Annotated in this window: 18 protein-coding genes; 9 read left to right on the top strand and 9 right to left on the bottom strand. The window is 62.6% G+C overall.

Annotated features, from left to right (window positions below; translation table 11 throughout):
• Positions 1–22: 22 nt before the first annotated feature.
• The 3 genes from ACESL9_RS08105 (at position 23) to ACESL9_RS08095 (ending at position 1,676) form a co-directional block, all read left to right on the top strand.
• The gene (locus tag ACESL9_RS08105; protein ID WP_372612518.1) at positions 23–238 is read left to right on the top strand and encodes a DUF2924 domain-containing protein; all 216 of its coding nucleotides are present in this window, start codon (positions 23–25) and stop codon (positions 236–238) included.
• On the top strand, positions 235–576 hold the full coding sequence (locus tag ACESL9_RS08100; protein ID WP_372674694.1) for a hypothetical protein: 342 nt from the start codon (positions 235–237) through the stop codon (positions 574–576). Before ACESL9_RS08105 ends, ACESL9_RS08100 begins: the two co-directional genes overlap by 4 nt.
• A 344-nt stretch (positions 577–920) precedes the next feature.
• Positions 921–1,676: a helix-turn-helix transcriptional regulator gene (locus tag ACESL9_RS08095; protein WP_372674693.1), complete on the top strand. Its 756-nt coding sequence runs from the start codon at positions 921–923 to the stop codon at positions 1,674–1,676.
• Between the two features lie 397 nt (positions 1,677–2,073).
• On the opposite strand, the gene tsf is transcribed toward ACESL9_RS08095, so the two are convergent.
• A complete protein-coding gene (gene tsf, locus ACESL9_RS08090) occupies positions 2,074–2,955 on the bottom strand; it encodes a translation elongation factor Ts (protein WP_372615087.1) in 882 nt (293 codons plus the stop codon).
• Positions 2,956–3,039: 84 nt separating this feature from the next.
• Complete coding sequence (gene rpsB / locus ACESL9_RS08085) at positions 3,040–3,849, bottom strand: 30S ribosomal protein S2 (protein ID WP_372615088.1); 810 nt, start codon at positions 3,847–3,849, stop codon at positions 3,040–3,042.
• A 367-nt stretch (positions 3,850–4,216) separates the two neighbouring features.
• Between rpsB and ACESL9_RS08080 the strand changes: the two genes are divergently transcribed.
• Positions 4,217–4,981 (top strand): DUF502 domain-containing protein, encoded by a 765-nt coding sequence (locus ACESL9_RS08080; RefSeq protein ID WP_372615089.1) that lies wholly within the window; start codon positions 4,217–4,219, stop codon positions 4,979–4,981.
• Between the two features lie 21 nt (positions 4,982–5,002).
• Here the strand turns inward: ACESL9_RS08080 and ACESL9_RS08075 are convergent, their stop codons facing one another.
• The 3 genes from ACESL9_RS08075 to ACESL9_RS08065 all read right to left on the bottom strand — a co-directional run bounded on the left by ACESL9_RS08075 (position 5,003) and on the right by ACESL9_RS08065 (position 7,047).
• The gene (locus ACESL9_RS08075; RefSeq protein WP_372615090.1) at positions 5,003–6,010 is read right to left on the bottom strand and encodes a patatin-like phospholipase family protein; all 1,008 of its coding nucleotides are present in this window, start codon (positions 6,008–6,010) and stop codon (positions 5,003–5,005) included.
• Position 6,011: 1 nt separating this feature from the next.
• Positions 6,012–6,785 carry a 3-hydroxybutyrate dehydrogenase gene (locus tag ACESL9_RS08070; RefSeq protein ID WP_372615091.1) on the bottom strand — a complete coding sequence of 258 codons (774 nt, stop codon included), beginning with the start codon at positions 6,783–6,785 and terminating at the stop codon, positions 6,012–6,014.
• Positions 6,786–6,864: 79 nt separating this feature from the next.
• Positions 6,865–7,047, bottom strand: coding sequence for a hypothetical protein (locus ACESL9_RS08065; protein WP_372615092.1), 183 nt, complete (start codon positions 7,045–7,047; stop codon positions 6,865–6,867).
• Positions 7,048–7,362: 315 nt separating this feature from the next.
• Here ACESL9_RS08065 and ACESL9_RS08060 point away from each other — a divergent pair, with 315 nt between their 5' ends.
• The 3 genes from ACESL9_RS08060 to ACESL9_RS08050 are packed head-to-tail and all read left to right on the top strand — an operon-like array spanning position 7,363 to position 11,406.
• Positions 7,363–9,189 (top strand): extracellular solute-binding protein, encoded by a 1,827-nt coding sequence (locus tag ACESL9_RS08060; protein ID WP_372674692.1) that lies wholly within the window; start codon positions 7,363–7,365, stop codon positions 9,187–9,189.
• A gap of 53 nt (positions 9,190–9,242) precedes the next feature.
• The gene (locus ACESL9_RS08055; protein ID WP_372615094.1) at positions 9,243–10,775 is read left to right on the top strand and encodes a class I adenylate-forming enzyme family protein; all 1,533 of its coding nucleotides are present in this window, start codon (positions 9,243–9,245) and stop codon (positions 10,773–10,775) included.
• Positions 10,762–11,406 carry a DsbA family oxidoreductase gene (locus ACESL9_RS08050; protein WP_372615095.1) on the top strand — a complete coding sequence of 215 codons (645 nt, stop codon included), beginning with the start codon at positions 10,762–10,764 and terminating at the stop codon, positions 11,404–11,406. Before ACESL9_RS08055 ends, ACESL9_RS08050 begins: the two co-directional genes overlap by 14 nt.
• Before the next feature lie 52 nt (positions 11,407–11,458).
• On the opposite strand, the gene ACESL9_RS08045 is transcribed toward ACESL9_RS08050, so the two are convergent.
• Positions 11,459–11,758: a hypothetical protein gene (locus tag ACESL9_RS08045; RefSeq protein WP_372615096.1), complete on the bottom strand. Its 300-nt coding sequence runs from the start codon at positions 11,756–11,758 to the stop codon at positions 11,459–11,461.
• A gap of 104 nt (positions 11,759–11,862) precedes the next feature.
• On the opposite strand from ACESL9_RS08045, the gene ACESL9_RS08040 reads away from it, so the two are divergent.
• A complete protein-coding gene (locus ACESL9_RS08040) occupies positions 11,863–13,116 on the top strand; it encodes a multidrug effflux MFS transporter (protein ID WP_372615097.1) in 1,254 nt (417 codons plus the stop codon).
• Between the two features lie 175 nt (positions 13,117–13,291).
• Here ACESL9_RS08040 and ACESL9_RS08035 read toward each other — a convergent pair whose 3' ends face one another.
• The gene (locus ACESL9_RS08035; RefSeq protein WP_372615098.1) at positions 13,292–15,478 is read right to left on the bottom strand and encodes an NADP-dependent isocitrate dehydrogenase; all 2,187 of its coding nucleotides are present in this window, start codon (positions 15,476–15,478) and stop codon (positions 13,292–13,294) included.
• A gap of 217 nt (positions 15,479–15,695) precedes the next feature.
• On the opposite strand from ACESL9_RS08035, the gene ACESL9_RS08030 reads away from it, so the two are divergent.
• On the top strand, positions 15,696–16,031 hold the full coding sequence (locus ACESL9_RS08030; RefSeq protein WP_372615099.1) for a DMT family transporter: 336 nt from the start codon (positions 15,696–15,698) through the stop codon (positions 16,029–16,031).
• Between the two features lie 4 nt (positions 16,032–16,035).
• On the opposite strand, the gene ACESL9_RS08025 is transcribed toward ACESL9_RS08030, so the two are convergent.
• Both ACESL9_RS08025 and ACESL9_RS08020 read right to left on the bottom strand, forming a co-directional pair.
• Complete coding sequence (locus ACESL9_RS08025) at positions 16,036–16,476, bottom strand: ion channel (protein ID WP_372674691.1); 441 nt, start codon at positions 16,474–16,476, stop codon at positions 16,036–16,038.
• 25 nt (positions 16,477–16,501) lie between these two features.
• On the bottom strand, positions 16,502–16,700 hold a 199-nt coding region (locus ACESL9_RS08020; protein WP_372674690.1), incomplete at its 5' end, for an NAD-binding protein.

The following is a 16,700-nucleotide window of genomic DNA, read 5'->3' as shown; positions in this document are numbered from 1 at the left end:
GTTTGAGCGTGAATGCAAAATCTTGTGCCGATCGCATCGGCCTGTTGAATCCTTAAATGAAATCAGAGGTAAATGTCGGGGGAAGGAGATAGGCAAAAACTCCGCTCAGTGCGTAGGGTCAAATCTCGACCAGGGCCGGCGCTTCAAGTCGCTCTCGGCCGCGGTCTGCGCGATCACCGGCGCGCACTGGAATGGCTGGCGGTTCTTCGGGCTCGACCAGACCGGAGGCGCCCGATGACCAGAAAGACCCAGACCGAGCCGACGCGCCGCCTGCGCTGTGCTGCCGTCTACACCCGCAAGTCGAGCGAGGAAGGGCTCGACATGGATTTCAACAGACCACAGCTCTTCGTCCATGCCTTCCTTGGAATAGATATAACGGTAGATCGTTTCCTGGCAGACGCGCAACTTTGCGCCTTCATAGATCATGCGGTTGCCGATCTGCTCGGGCGTCCAGCCTTGTTTGATCCGGGCGATCACGGTCTTGCACAGCTCAGGATGTCGGATCAGCTTGCGCTGCACAGATCTTCGCTTGTCCGTCTGCAACTGGGCGGCATGACCGAAGTATCCCGCATATGATCTCGCGAAAGATCGTCGATTTGTGGCGCTTGAGGAACGGCTCCCATGCCATGATCTCCTATTAGATAACTCATTGTTTTCTAATAGGAGTCGCACTTCAAAGTAGCGCGCTCCGGTTTGAGAAGATAAAACGCATAATAAGTATTATGTTAAATAAATGATGTTAGCGAGTCGCCCCGGACGCTCTCGACATAATTCATGTTGGCAGCTAAATCTTTGGAACCACTCGAACCGAACTCTTTGCAAATGCGAGTCTCTATCGGTCTAATGTGAAATGGGCTCAGAATTCTTAATGATACGGTCGGTTGTCATCCCACCGTTTGGTTAACGTGAAAGACAGACGAATGAACCTGGCAGAATACCTTGACGAGTTGACCAACGCGCCATCCATGGAGGCGCTCTGGGACATGCATTGTCGCAAAATGGCGCAATACGGGTTCACTCGATTGTTTTACGGCTATACCAATTACCGAAGCGGCCGATCGCTCGGAGATCCCGACGATTTCATCATTCTGACCAATCACGACAAGGAATACACCGATTGGTTCCTTGGCCAGTCGATGTATTTTCATGCGCCGATGGTCAAGTGGTCGCTCGAAAACGAAGGCGTCGCCAGCTGGAGCATTGTGAGCGACATGATGAAAAGCGGCCTGTTGTCGGAAAGCGAGATGAAGGTCGTCGAGTTCAACAAGAAAATGCGCGTGACATCGGGTTACACGATCAGTTTCAAGTCGATTTCGCCCCGTTCGAAAGGCGCCATCGCCTTGACCGGACGCGAGGACATGACACAGGCCGAAGTCGATGAGGTCTGGGCCGAGCATGGAGCGGACCTTGTCGTAATGAACAACGTGGCGCATCTCAAGATCCTGTCCCTGCCCTATTCCAGCCCGACCCGCGGCTTGACCAGAAGGCAGCTCGAGGCGCTGCATTGGGTCGGTGACGGAAAGACAACGGCTGATATCGCGATCCTGATGGGTTTGACGCCGGCAACCGTCGAAAAGCACCTGCGCCTTGCCCGGGAAGTTTTGAGCGTGGAAACGACTGCCCAGGCGGTGTTGAAAGCAGCGTTACATAACCAGATGTTCGTGGTCGAGTATTGACGGACATGCCCCATTAACCAATACATTGCCTGCTCATTTCCGATGGCGAGGTTTCATCGAATGCGGCGCTTGCGTGTTTCCGTTAGGTAAGGATTCCCTTACTTTCGCAATCCGTTTCACGCTGTCACCATGATAGTGTTCCGTGAGTGGTGGCTTTTGAAGCCTGGGAACGTACAGGGCAAATCTCTGGAATTTCAGGGCTCTTTGCTCTGTCCGGTTCACGCCGGAGTCGGTCTGAAAGTCTATTCTTCGGCTGGAAGGCCGACATTTGAACCGCCCTTTCTCATCCCCATTTGCAGGGGCGGACAAAATGGAACGGTGCCAGCCCAAAAGCTGGCACCGTTTTAATTCTTTAAATTTCTGATCTGGTTCGCAAACCTGATGCGCCCCGGGAGGATCAGCCCTGAGCCACCTTGGCAACTTCGGCTGCAAAGTCTTCCTGCTCCTTGTCGATCCCTTCGCCAACCTCCAGGCGCACGAAGCCGGTGATCTCGACGCCGGCCTCCTTGGCCGCCTGCGCAACGGTCAGGTCAGGATTGACCACGAACGCCTGGTTGAGAAGCGTGATCTCTGCCAGGAATTTCTTCATCCGCCCCTCGATCATCTTCTCGATGACATTGTCGGGCTTGCCCGATTCCCGCGCGATGTCGATCTGGACCTGACGTTCCTTTTCGACGATGGCGGGATCGAGCGCGTCAGCATCCAGTGCCTGCGGGCGCGGGTCGGCAGCGGCGACGTGCATTGCGACCTGACGCGCGAAGCCTTCATCATTGCCGCGATAGGCGACCAGAACACCGATCTTGCCCATGCCGGCCGTTGCCGCGTTATGCACATATGTCACAACGGAGTCGCCCTCGACAGATGCCATCCGGCGCAGCGTCATGTTCTCACCGATCTTGGCAATCGCATCCGTCACGGCGGCCTCGACGGGTTTGCCGCCCATGTCCGTGGCTTTCAGAGCCTCGATATCACCGACAGCGAGCGCGGCCTGTGCGATATCTCCGACAAGTTTTTGAAACTCTTCGTTCTTGGCAACGAAATCTGTTTCCGAGTTCAACTCGATCGCCACCCCTTTGCCGCCATCGACCGCAACCCCGACAAGACCCTCGGCCGCGGTGCGACCCGATTTCTTGGCGGCCTTGGCCAGACCCTTGGTGCGGAGCCAGTCGATGGCCGCATCCATGTCGCCATCGACCTCGGTCAGTGCTTTCTTCGCGTCCATCATGCCTGCGCCCGTGCTGTCGCGCAGTTCCTTCACCATTGCTGCTGTGATCGCCATGTCAGGCTCTCCTGAAATTGTTTCATATCGGTTACCGCCGCGGGCGTGTGCCTGACACGCCCGCGCGACAATTGCGTGACGGGCTTATGCCTCGCCTTTTTCACCGGCCTCGGCGCCCGCCTCTTCCGGGGCCTCGACAGCCTCGACCGTCACTTCTTCGACCGGCGTTTCGGCCAGTTCGCCAATATCCACGCCCGCGGCGCCAAGCTGGGCCTGCATCCCGTCAAGGGCGGCGCGGCTGGCCAGGTCGCAGTAAAGGGCGATCGCGCGGGCTGCGTCGTCGTTGCCGGGGATGACATAATCGATTCCGTCGGGCGAACAGTTGGTATCAACCACCGCAACGATCGGAATACCCAGCTTGTTGGCTTCTGCCACGGCCAGGGCCTCTTTCTTGACGTCGATGACGAACAGCATGTCGGGCACGCCGCCCATTTCGCGAATTCCGCCAAGCGATGCCTGGAGCTTGGCCTGTTCGCGTTCCATCCCGAGGCGTTCCTTCTTGGTCAGGCCTTCGGCGCCTTCGGCGAGGCGCTCGTCATATTCCTTGAGCCGGTTGATCGACTTGGAAACGGTCTGCCAGTTGGTCAGCGTGCCACCCAGCCAGCGGTGGTTCATGTAGTATTGCGCGCATTTTTCGGCTGCGTCCGCAATGGGTTGGCTGGCCTGACGCTTGGTGCCGACAAACAGGACCCGGCCGCTTTTGGAGACGGTTTCACGGATCGCGTTGAGGGCCGCATCCAGCATCGGGAGAGTCTGGGTAAGGTCGATGATGTGAATGCCGTTACGCGCGCCATAGATGAACTCGCCCATGCGGGGGTTCCAGCGCTGCGTCTGGTGGCCAAAGTGAACGCCTGCTTCCAGAAGCTGGCGCATGGTGAACTCGGGAAGAGCCATGTCGTTGTTTCCTTTCCGGTTTTCGCCTTGGCAAGGGGTGCAAGGCGGATGCCTCAACCGGTGGACCGATGGGGATGTCTCCCCCATAGACCCGCCCTTGCCTGCGGATTGAATGTCGCGCGTATAGAGGGGTTGCGCGGCATTGGCAACCCCTGCCCCGCCACAGCCGTTAACGCCGCCCGAGGTGCCGAATCCGGGGGGTGACAGCCGGCTGACATCCGGCTGCCGCCCGGCTGCCGGCAGATGACGCCGACCCGTCGCCGGGAAAGGGACGAACGCACCGTGCGGCGCGCCTGTATCGATGCGGATTGCCCGGCTCGACAAATGCACTTATGTCGAGACCCAACTCTGATATAGTGATTATCGCATGACATCACCCCTTGACGACAATGACAGCGAAAAGCCACAACGCCGCTGGCGTCCCTTTGCGGGGCTGCGCAACAATTTCCTGGCCGGTCTTGTCGTGGTGGTGCCGATTGCCATCACGTTCTGGTTGATCTGGACATTTGTCGGCTGGATCGACAGCTGGGTTCTGCCTTTCATACCGGACAGGTATCACCCTGATGTGCTGATCAATCGCTGGGTTGCGGACACGCACTGGTTCCGCTGGCTGTTCGGCGAGGGCGAAGTGAACGTGAGCGTCCGCGGCGTCGGGGTGATCCTGTTCCTGATTTTCACGATCTTTGTCGGCTGGATCGCCAAGGGGCTGATCGGGCGCAGCTTCCTTGGCTGGGGCGAAATGATCGTGGACCGAATGCCGATTGTCCGCTCGGTCTATGGCGGGATCAAGCAGATCGCCGAGACGATCTTTGCGCAAACCGAATCGCAGTTCGACAAGGCTTGTCTTGTGGAATACCCGCGCAAGGGGATCTGGGCGATCGCCTTCATCTCGACCTCGGCCAAGGGCGAGATAGACCGGCGCATCCCGGTCGAGGAAGAGATCGTGTCGGTGTTCCTGCCCACGACGCCCAACCCGACAAGCGGGTTCCTGCTCTTCGTGCCGCGCCATTCGGTGATCGAGCTGGAAATGGGGGTCGAGGATGCCGCCAAGCTCGTGATCTCGGCGGGGCTGGTCTATCCAAACAGGAAGGACCCGACGCAGCCGGTGCAGGAGCTGGAAGCGGGACAATAAGTCCTCTGCCCTACCGCTGAATCAGGTTGAGCCGTAAATGCTGCCGGGATCGACGGAACCACGCTGCCCCAGATCGTCGCCATGGGTGTCGAGAAAGGCCTGCGCAGCCTCGCGACCGGCGGTCTTGAGGCGGGCGATGACATCGGGGATCGGCACGAGCTTGGTCGCCACCGAAAGCTCGTTCATCAGAGCGTCGTCGGCGATCATGTGCAGGTTGAGGCGCTTCATCTCGCCTTGTCGCATCCGGCCCTCATCGAGCAGGCGCTGCACGAAGGCGATGGCGCGCAGTTCGCGCAGGAGCGAGGAGTTGAAGCTGATCTCGTTGATGCGGTTGCGGATGTCCTGAGGTGTGCGGGGGATTTCGGTGCGTTCGAGCGGGTTGATATTGACGATCACGATATCGCCGGGCAGGTCGGGCGCGAAAAGCGGAAAGAGCGCGGGGTTGCCGGTATATCCGCCGTCCCAATAGGCCTCGCCGTCGATCTCGACCGCGCGGAAGAGCGTGGGCAGACAGGCCGAGGCGAGGAGCGCATCGGTGCTGATGTCGTCGCCCTGGAAGACGCGGATCTTGCCGCTGCGCACATTGGTCGCCCCGACGAAAAGCCGCGGCCCGTCACGGGCGCATACTCGGTCATAATCGAACCGTTCGGCCACGCGACGCAGCGGATTGGCATAGAACGGGCCCGACACATAGGGCGAGATCATCCGCTCCAGGCTTTCGGCCCAGAGATAGGGCAGCGAATTGCCCACCGAATGCGACATCTGCGCCAGCCCCATCCAGTGCGGGAAAAGCGGGCTGTCGATCGCGCCCATCTGGCGCCACAGCCAGTCGAGATTCGCGCGCGCCCCTTCGCGCCCGTCCATGAGCCACCCGGATTTCAGAGCGGCCCCGTTGAGTGCCCCGGCGGAGGCGCCCGAAATGCCCGCGATCTCGATGTCGTCCTCGTCGAGCAGACGGTCGAGCACGCCCCAGGTGAATGCCCCGTGCGCGCCGCCGCCCTGGAGCGCGAGATTGATGCGGCGGGTCACGTCAGAGCGCCGTCCAGCCACCATCGACCGAGATCGTGGTGCCGGTGATCTGGTCGGCGGCCGGCGAGCACAGGAACACGGTGGTGCCGCCCAGTTGCTCGACGGTGGCGAATTCCTTTGACGGCTGGCGGGCCAGCATCACCTCGCGCACAACGGTGTGGCGATCCATGTCATGTGCCTTCATCTGGTCGGGGATCTGCGACTCGACCAGCGGGGTCAGCACGTAGCCCGGGCAGATCGCGTTGCAGGTGATCCCCTGCCCCGCGGTTTCGAGCGCCGTGGTCTTGCTCAGGCCCACGATCCCGTGCTTGGCCGCGATATAGGCGGATTTGTAGGGCGAGGCAGTCAGCCCGTGGGCCGAGGCGATATTGACCACCCTGCCCCAGCCCGCCTTGCGCATCCCCGGCAGCGCGGCGGCCGTGGTGTGAAAGGCCGAACTGAGATTGATCGCGATGATCGCATCCCATTTCTCGGTCGGGAATTCATCGATCGCGGCCACATGCTGAATCCCGGCATTGTTCACGAGGATGTCGCAGGCACCGGCCTTCTCGATCAGGGCGCGGCATTGGTCGGGTTTCGACATGTCTGCCGACACATAGCGCGCCGAGACGCCGAATTCGGCGGCGATGTCGCGGGCGAGTTGGTGATCCTCTTCCGAATCGGTGAAGGAATTGATCACTACCTCGGCGCCCGCGCGCGCCAGTTCGCGCGCGATGCCAAGGCCGATTCCCGAGTTCGATCCGGTGACGACGGCGGTCTTGCCTGCAAGTGTCATGGTGTTTCTGTCTCCTGAAATGGGATGACCTCACCTTGTCATGACCGTCAGGTGGGCGAAACCGCGATTCGCCGCGGCCTCAGCCCTGGTGCGGGGCGCTGGTCGTGTCGAGCGCGTTCCTGATTCGCTGCCAGTTCTCGACTTCGGCGCGATTGCCCGAAACCTCGTATTGGCGGATCTTGCGGGCGGCTTCGACCGGGGCCTTGGGCCCGTGTGCCGTGCGCAGGGCGCGGGCCAGTTCTGCGATCTTGACGGAGTCCATGATTGCCTCCTGCATATGGTGTTTGCTCGGCGGTCAGTGCGTGACCGGAGGTCAACCATAACACGGATCGGATACGCTTTCATGAAGCGGGCGAAAACGCGCCCCGAGCGGCAGGGTTCCGCGCAAAAAAAAACGCCGGCACAAGGCCGGCGTCCAGTTATTGAGGCAGGTTTCATACAGGCAAGAAACCTATCGAGCAGTGCCCTCTTTATAAGCAATTTGGAGCGCTTGTCCAAGCTAAAAGTTTGATAACACGTGAAACCCCCGTTAGCCTGACCGCCAGCAAAACATGGGCAGCGCGGGATTGTTGAAAAAATGGGATCAGATTATTTCCCCCTCACGATCCGGAAAACGGTGTTTGGGGCGACGATTCTCGGCTGTCTTTTCCTTGCGCTCATGGCGCGGGCGGACCCACGGCACGGGATATCTATGTATGGCGATCCGGGCCTGCCACCGGATTTTGTGTCGCTGCCCTATGCCGACCCGGAAGCGCCCCGGGGCGGGCGCATCGTCACCGGCAATACCGGCGGCTTCGACAGCCTCAACCCGTTTATCCTGAAAGGCACCGCGCCCTGGCAGTTACGATTTCTGGGATACGAAGGGCTGATGGGGCGCAACTGGGACGAGCCCTTCGCGCTTTACGGGCTTCTGGCCGAATCGGTCGAGACCGGCCCGAATCGAAACTGGGTGGAATTCACCCTGCGCGAGGAGGCCCGATTCTCGGACGGCAGCCCGGTCACGGTCGAGGATGTGATCTGGAGTTTCGAAACGCTGGGAACGCAGGGGCACCCCATCTACCTGAGCTTCTGGACCAAGGTCGAGAGCATAGAACAGACCGGCCCGCGCAGCGTGCGCCTGACCTTCAATACCGAGGATCGCGAGTTACCGCTGATCGCGGGGCTGCGCCCGATCCTGAAAAAGGCACAATGGGAGGACCGCGATTTCACCGATTCCGGCCTCGACACCGTGCCCATCGGCACCGGGCCCTACGTGATCGACAGTTTCGAGCCGGGGCGCAACGTGGTGATGCGGCGCGATCGCGACTACTGGGGCCGCGACCTTCCGCTGATGCAGGGGCGGGCCAATCTCGACGAGATCCGCATCGAGTTCTACGGGGATGCGGCGGTCATGTTCGAGGCGTTCAAGGCCGGCGAACTGACCGTCTATCGCGAAACCAATGCCGAGAAATGGCAAAGTGCGTATGATTTTCGGGCCGTGCGGTCGGGCGACGTGGTCAAATCAGAGATCCCCAGCGGCAAGCCTTCGGGGATGACCGGCTTCGTGATGAATGCGCGCCGTGCGCCTTTCGATGACTGGCGGGTGCGGGCGGCGATGATCCATGCCTTCAACTTCGAATACACCAACGACGCGATCACCGGCGGCCGGCAGGACCGGATCACCTCGTATTTCTCGGGCACCGACCTGGGGATGCGGCCCGGCCCGGCCGAGGGGCGGGTGCGTGATTTGCTGGAACCCTTCGCCGACACGCTCCTGCCCGGGGCGCTTGAGGGGTATGCGCTGCCGGTGTCGGACGGCACGGCGCGCAACCGCAAGAACCTGCGCGCGGCGATGCGGCTCTTGCAGGAGGCGGGCTACCAGGCCGAACAGGGGGTGATGCGCGACGCGTCGGGGCGGCCGCTGGAATTCTCGATCCTGCTGCCGCAGGGGTCGACCGAGAAACAGGCCTTCGCCAACATCTTCATCCGTGCGCTGGAGCGGATCGGGGTGCGCGCCATGCTCGACGTGGTGGACAATGCGCAGTATTTCTCCCGGGTTCAGACCTTCGATTTCGACATGACCGATTTCAGACGCGAGTTCTCGCTTTCGCCGGGCAACGAACAGCGCGCCTATTGGGGCAGCGACGCGGCCGATCAGCCCGGGTCGCGCAACCTCATGGGGGTGAAATCGCCCGCCATCGACGCGATGATCGAGCGGATGCTGGAAACCGCGGACGAGGCCGAGTTCACCGCTGCGGTGCGTGCGCTCGACCGGGTGCTGATGGCGGGGCGCTACGTGATCCCGACCTATGAGTTCGGGATCGGGCGGATCGCCCATGCCCGGCAATTGCGTTACCCTGCGCGGCTCCCGGTCTATGGCGATGGCTATTGGTTCATGCCCGATGTCTGGTGGTGGCAGGAGTGACGTGCCGGCCACGCGCGCTTGCAACTCTTCCGGTCCGGGCGTAGCAACACGCCATGCGCTCGATCTATGACGAGGGGCCGTTCACCCCCTGCCCCGACCCGTTCAATTTCACCGCCCATGTGCTGGGCCGGGCCGCCGATCTGCCCGACAAGATCGCGCTCGCGGTTCTGGGCCCGGCGCGGGCCGAACGCTGGTCTTACGCCCGGCTTGAGCGGGCTGTGCGCGGCACCGGAACGGGGCTTCTGCAGGCCGGGCTGAAGCCGGGCGATGTCGTGCTGATGCGGCTGGGAAACACGGTGGAGTTTCCGATCGCCTACCTGGGGGCGATGGCGGTGGGCTGTGTGCCGGTTCCAAGCTCGTCGCAAATCACCGCGCGCGAGGTGGCGGCGATGATCGACACGCTCGAACCCGCGGCGATCCTGCGCGGCGACGGCATCGCCTGCCCCGACGCGCCGGGCGTGCCGGTGATCGGGCAGGATGACCTCGCCGCGATGCGCGATCTGGCACGCTGCGACTACGAGATGGGCGATCCTGACCGGCTGGCCTATGTCATCTTCACCTCGGGCACATCGGGCCAGCCGCGCGCGGTTTGCCACGCGCACCGCGCGATCTGGGCGCGGCAGATGATGCACGAGGGCTGGTATGGCCTCGGCGAAGGCGACCGGCTCTGCCATGCGGGTGCGTTCAACTGGACCTATACGCTTGGCACCGGGCTGATGGACCCGTGGAGCGTGGGCGCGACCGCGCTCATCCCCGAGCCGGGCACGACGCCAGAGATGATCCCGCTCTTGCTCAGGCGTCATGATGCGACGATTTTCGCGGCTGCTCCGGGGGTTTATCGCAAGATATTAAGCCAGAACGCGAAGCTTGACCTGCCCCGCCTGCGCCATGGGCTGAGCGCGGGGGAAAAGCTCTCCGAGGCGATCCGCGAGGCGTGGAACGCGGCGACGGGCACGATGCTCTACGAGGCGTTCGGCATGTCGGAATGTTCGACCTTCATCTCGGCCAGTCCCACCTGCCCGGCGCGGCCCGGCACGCTGGGGCGGCCGCAAAAGGGGCGGCGCGTGGCCATTGTCGACGAGGCGGGCGAACCGGTGCCGCTGGGCGCGGATGGCACGATTGCGGTGTCCAACCGTGACCCGGGGCTGATGCTGGGCTATCTCGGGGCCAAAGAGGAAACCGCCGCGCGGTTTCGCGGCGAATGGTTCCTGACCGGCGATCACGGCGCGATGGGCGAGGATTTCCAGATCGAGTATCATGCCCGGGTCGATGACATGATGAACGCGGGCGGCTATCGCGTCTCGCCGCTCGAAGTGGAGGCGGCGTTCCAGGACTTCCCCGGCCTGACCGAGATCGGCGTTACCGATATCGAGGTCAAGGCCGACGCAAGGGTGATCGCGGCGTTCTACACGTCCGAGGCCGCGCTGGACGCCGACGCTCTGGCAGCGTATGCAAAGGAAAGGCTTGCGCGATACAAGCAGCCGCGCCTCTTCGTGCATGTCGACGCCCTGCCCCGCAATCCCAACGGAAAACTTCAGCGCCAGGCGCTGAAACAGCTATACGAGGCGCAACATGGTCAAGCTTGACATCTTCTCCGACCCGATCTGCCCATGGTGTTACATCGGCAAGACGCTGCTCGACCGCGCACTCGAAAGCCGGCCGGACCATCCGTTCACGGTCGAATGGCACCCCTATCAGCTCAACCCCGACATGCCGCCCGAGGGCATGGACAGGCGGAGCTATCTCGAAACCAAGTTCGGCGGCAAGGAAGCGGCGTTTGAGGCCTACAAGCCGGTGGTTGCGCGGGCGCAGGAGGCCGGGCTCGACATCGCGTTCGACAAGATCGCGCGCACGCCCAACACGCTCGATGCGCATCGCCTGACCCACTGGGCCGGGATCGAGGGGCGGCAGACGCCGGTGGTCGCAGCACTCTTTCGCGCCTATTTCCAGGATGGGCGCGATATCGCGGATCACGAGGTTCTGGCCGACATTGCCGATGCCGCGGGGCTTGATGCGGCGGTGATCCTCAAGCTCCTGCAGAGCGAAGCCGACCGCGACGAGATTCTCGCCCGCGATACCGGCGCGCGCGAGATGGGGGTCACGGCGGTGCCGACCTTCATCGTCGCGGGCCAGCACGCGGTGCCCGGGGCGCAGCCGGTCGAGCTTTGGCAAAAGGTCATCGACGATATCGCCGCGCAGATCGCGACCGGAACCTGAACGGCACGCGCCCCCGGCCCGGGGCCGGGGACGCGCGGGGTGGGCCGGGCCTTCAGAAGTTCAGGAAATCCTCGTCGAATTCATAGGAGCGGATCGCCTGCAGCAACTGGTCACCTTCGAAAGCGAAGGCAAACACATGCGCGCGCTCCTCGGCGACGGTCAGACGGCAGAACACCTTGTCGTTGTCGAACCCCTCGGGGCAGGTCGCCAGATCGACATGGCCGACGCTGTGCTCGAAGATTTCATACGTCATCTGACCGTTGTCGAGCGCGACCGTCTCGGCCTGCGCCGTGGCGCCGAGCATCAGGGCAATGGCGGCAAGTGTGGAGGTGGGAGCGAGAATTTTCCGCATAACTGACTCCATTTATCAGGTATTGTGGTGGTTGCTTACTAATTTACTCAGGATCGTGCAAGTGCCATCTGGCCGCTGGATGATGGGCGTGCTAATGCGCCGGGATGAGCGACAATCTGGCCCCCCTTCCCCCAGAGGCTGAAAGCCCGCCACGGTTTGCCATGGCAAGGGCCGAGTTTGTCGCGCTCATGGCGATGTTGTTCGCCACCGTCGCCTTTTCCATCGACGCTATGCTGCCCGCCCTGCCACAGATCGGGGCGGAACTCTCCCCCGACACCCCCAACAATGCCCAGCTCATCCTGACCGCCTTCGTGATCGGGCTGGGGCTGGGCACGTTCGTCACCGGGCCGCTTTCCGACACGTTCGGCCGCAAACGGGTGATCATTGCCGGGGCGGCGGTCTATATCACCGGGGCGGCGGCGGCCTGGGCGGCGCAGAGCCTCGAGCTGATGCTGGCTGCCCGGCTGGTGCAGGGGTTGGGCGCCGCGGGGCCACGGGTGGTGGGCATGGCGGTGATCCGCGACCTTTATTCCGGGCGGCTGATGGCGCGGCTGATGTCGATCGTGATGATGATCTTTGCACTGGTCCCGGCGATCGCGCCCTTGTTGGGGGCGGGGATCATCGCGCTTTCGAACTGGCGCGGCATCTTCGTGGCCTTCGTGCTGTTTTCGCTGATCGGCGCGGCCTGGGTGAGCCTGCGGCTCGACGAGACGCTGCCGCCCGAGCGGCGTCGGCCGTTTCAGATCGGGCCGATCCTGCGGGCGCTGCGCGAGATCCTGGGCCACCCGATGGTTCGGATCACGATCGCGGCGCAGATGCTGTGTTTCGCGATGCTGTTCGCCACCATCGCCAGCGTGCAGCAGATCTACGACATCACCTACGACCGCGCCGCGAGCTTTCCATGGTGGTTCGGTGCTGTCTGCATCGTCTCGGCCAGCGCCAGTTTCATCAATGCCGCACTGGTGGTGCGGCTGGGGATGCGTTTCCTGGTGACGGTGATGCTCGCGGCACAGGTGCTGTTCTCGGGCGTCATGGTGATCCTGTCGCAGCTTGCGTTGCCCCCGGATGTGGGCTTCGTGTTCTTCCTGCTATGGCAGACGACGCTCTTTTTTCAGGCCGGGATGACGCTGGGCAATCTCAACGCGATGGGGATGGAGCCGCTGGGCCATATCGCGGGCACCGCGGCCTCGGTGATCGCGGGGCTGGCGACGGTGTTGTCGATGGGGTTGGCCGTGCCGATCGGGCTGGCCTTTGACGGGACATTCGCCCCGCTGGCGCAGGGCGTGTTCGTGCTGGCCGTGGTGGCGCTGGCCCTGATGCTCTGGCTGCGCCGGATCGAGCAGCGCAGCCAGCCCTGACGGAGAAGCGCGCCGCCGGGGCGACGCGCCTCATTCTTGTTTCAGCATGTGTTGCACCACGGTCCGACGACGGGCGCGGAACGCGCCCGCCTTGGGGCGGGCGGACGCGTGCCCGTCGCTGGCGCGACGGGCGGGTGATTTCAGTCATGCTGCGCGACACGCCCCAAGCCAATCATCAGCCGATGATCGCGTTAAGCGTCGCGCTGGGGCGCATCACGGCGGTGCGTTTTTCCGGGTCGGCATGGTAATAGCCGCCAAGGTCGACCGGCTTGCCCTGCCCCGCCATCAGTTCGGCAAGGATCTGCTCTTCCTTCTCCACCAGTGCCTTGGCGATGGGTGCGAAATGCTCGGCCAGCCCGGCATCTTTGGTCTGGCTTGCCAGCGCTTCGGCCCAGTAACGCGCGAACCAGTAGTGCGAATCGCGGTTGTCGGGTTGGCCGACCTTGCGTTTGGGGCTGCGCTCTTCCTCGAGCACGCGCTGCGTGGCCGTTTCGACCGCCTCACCGATGATCACGGCGCGGGCATTGCCCTTGTCGGCGAGAAACTTGAAGCTCTCGCCCAGGGCGCAGAACTCGCCCAGCGAATCCCAGCGCAGGTGGTTTTCCTCGACCAGTTGCTCGACATGCTTGGGTGCCGAGCCGCCGGCGCCGGTCTCGAAGAGCCCGCCGCCCTGCATCAGCGACACGATCGACAGCATCTTGGCCGAAGTGCCCAACTCCAGGATCGGGAAGAGGTCGGTCAGGTAATCGCGCAGCACGTTGCCGGTGATGGTCACGACGTCATGCCCCTCGCGCATCTTGTCGAGGGTAAAGCGCGTCGCCTCGCGCGGGGCGATGATCGGGATCTCGACCCCGGCCTCTTTCAGCGCGGGTTCGACATACTTGATCAGTTCGGCATCATGCGCGCGGTCCTTGTCGAGCCAGAAAGCAGCCAGCCCGGTGGCCTTCATCCTCCGGACACCGAGCGCGATCCAGTCCTCGATCGGCGCCTTGTTGACCGTGCAGGAGCGCCAGATATCGCCCTCTTCCACCTCATGCGAATGTAGCACCTCGCCCGAGTCCAGCACAATGGAGATCGTGCCGTCGGCCGGCGCCTCGAAGGTGGTCGGGTGCGAGCCGTATTCCTCGGCCTTCTGCGCCATCAGCCCCACGTTCGACACCGCGCCGCAGGTGGTCACGTCGAGCTTGCCGTGCTCCTTGAAATACTTGATCGTCTCGTCATAGACCCCGGCATAGCAGTTGTCGGGGATGCAGCACTTGGCGTCGGCCTGCTTGTCGTCGGGGCCCCAGCCCTTGCCGCCCGCCCGGATCAGCGCCGGCATCGAGGCGTCGATGATCACGTCCGAAGGCACGTGCAGGTTGGTGATGCCCCGGTCGGAATTGACCATGTAGAGCGGCGGGCGCGCATCGAGCGCCGCCTTGAGATCGGCCTGCGCCTCGCTGTTGCCCTCGATCTGCTTTTCCAGATCGGCAATCCCGTCACTGGGGTTCCAGTCGAGGCCCGCCCCGTGCCTGGCGATGAAATCCTCAAGCCAGACCGAGACGAAATGGCCAAAGATGATCGGGTCCGAAACCTTCATCATCGTCGCCTTGAGATGGACCGAGAACAGCACGCCCGGCTCCATGTTCTCCATTTCCTTGCGGATATAGGCGCGCAGCGCCTTGGCCGACATGAAGGTCGCATCGACGATGGTCCCCGCGTCATAGCGCAACCCGTCCTTGAGAACGGCCTCGGTCCCGTCGCGGCCCTTGAACACGATCTTTGCGGCCCCGGCCTGATCGGCGGTGATGGTGGTGGATTTCTCGTTGGCAAAGAAATCGTCGCCAGGCATCGCCGCGACCGTGGTCTTGCTGTCGGCAGACCAGTCCCCCATCGAATGGGGATATTTCTTGGCATATTCCTTGACCGCCTTCGCGGCACGGCGATCGGAATTGCCCTCGCGCAGGACCGGGTTGACCGCCGAGCCCTTGATCGCGTCATAGCGCGCGCGGATGTCCTTTTCGGCGTCGCTTTGCGGCGTGTCGGGATAATCGGGAACGGCATAACCTTGCGCCTGCAACTCGGCGATGGCCTCTTCGAGTTGCGGCGTCGAGGCCGAGATGTTGGGCAGCTTGATCACGTTGGCATCCGGCGTCTTGACCAGCTCGCCCAGCCAGGCCAGGTCGTCGCCCTGGCGCTGATCCTCGTTCAGGAAGTCGGGAAAGGCGGCCAGGATGCGCCCGGCCAGCGAGATATCCCTTGTGCCGACGCTGATATCGGCCGCCGCCGCGAAGGTGCGGATGATCGGCAAGAGCGAGGCGCTGGCAAGCTCGGGCGCCTCGTCAACGATTGTATAGATGATATCGGGGGTCTTGTCGGCCATGGGTCATCTCTCCTCTTTGAGGTAAGCACGGGCGGGTCTGCCCTTATTGCCCGTTGCGGTATCCCAACCGGGACGCTTCGTCAATGTGTGCGATGGTATACAATTGGAAATTCGCTCGCCTACTCAAGATTTGACCGCGTTTCGGGCTTTGCCGGACGCCTTGCTTGTGGCACATCCGGGGCAGTCCTGCCCACGGTCCCCTGCGAAAGAGCCCGTCATGCATCTTGCCTATATCTATCTGGTCATCGCCATCCTGACCGAAACCATCGGCACGACCGCCCTGCAGGCGAGTCAGCAATTCAGCCGGCTTGCTCCGTCGATCATTGTGGTCCTGGCCTATGGCACGTCGTTTTGGTTCATGGCGCTGGCGCTCAAGTTCATGCCGGTGGGTCTGGTCTATGCCATATGGTCCGGGCTGGGGATCGTGTTCATCGCGATGATCGGCTTTGTCGTCTTTCAACAAAGGCTCGACCTGCCCGCGGTTCTGGGGATCGGCATGATCGTCGCGGGGATCGTGGTGATCCAGCTCTTTTCCAACACCAACACGCATTGAACAGTCATGAATCGAGCTGGTTCTTGCGCACGAGGCGCAGGGTCTCGATCACGATGGCCGACATCATCCCGATGTTGAGAAACCCGTTGGCCGCCGTCATGCCCGACAGGATTCGCCAATCGGGGGTCAGGATCACGTCGCCAAAGCCCAGCGTGGTGAAACAGACCAGCGAGAAATAGAGCGCCGCCTCAAGCGTGCTGAAGATGTCCAGCCATAGAAAGGCCAGCGCCCAGACCCAGACGCTGACCGTGATCATGCCGAGCGCGGCAATGACCGCCGCCAGCAGCACGAAAATGAGTTTAGGCAGGTGCGGGCGGCGGATCAGCCACCTATGCGCCCGCGCCACGACGATTTCGAGCGCCATGAAGATCGTCGCCGACAACAGGACCGAGACGATCACGAGCCCCGATCCAATGGCGATTTGTGAAAACAGGTTCCAGGTCATGACGCCCCCGCGCGCGCCGGGCGCGTCAGCCCATGGTCGTCAGCCGCTTGATCAGCGACGAGGTATCCCAGCGCCCGCCGCCCATCTTCTGGACGTCCTTGTAGAACTGATCGACCAGCGCCGTCACCGGCAACGATGCGCCGTTTTCATCTGCGGTGGAAAGGCAGATGCCCAGATCCTTGCGCATCCAGTCGACGGCAAACCCGTGGTCGAACTCGTCGTCC

This window comes from Aquicoccus sp. (genome assembly GCF_041686535.1).
Lineage (GTDB): Bacteria > Pseudomonadota > Alphaproteobacteria > Rhodobacterales > Rhodobacteraceae > Aquicoccus.
This window is presented reverse-complemented; position numbering and strand designations above follow the sequence as displayed.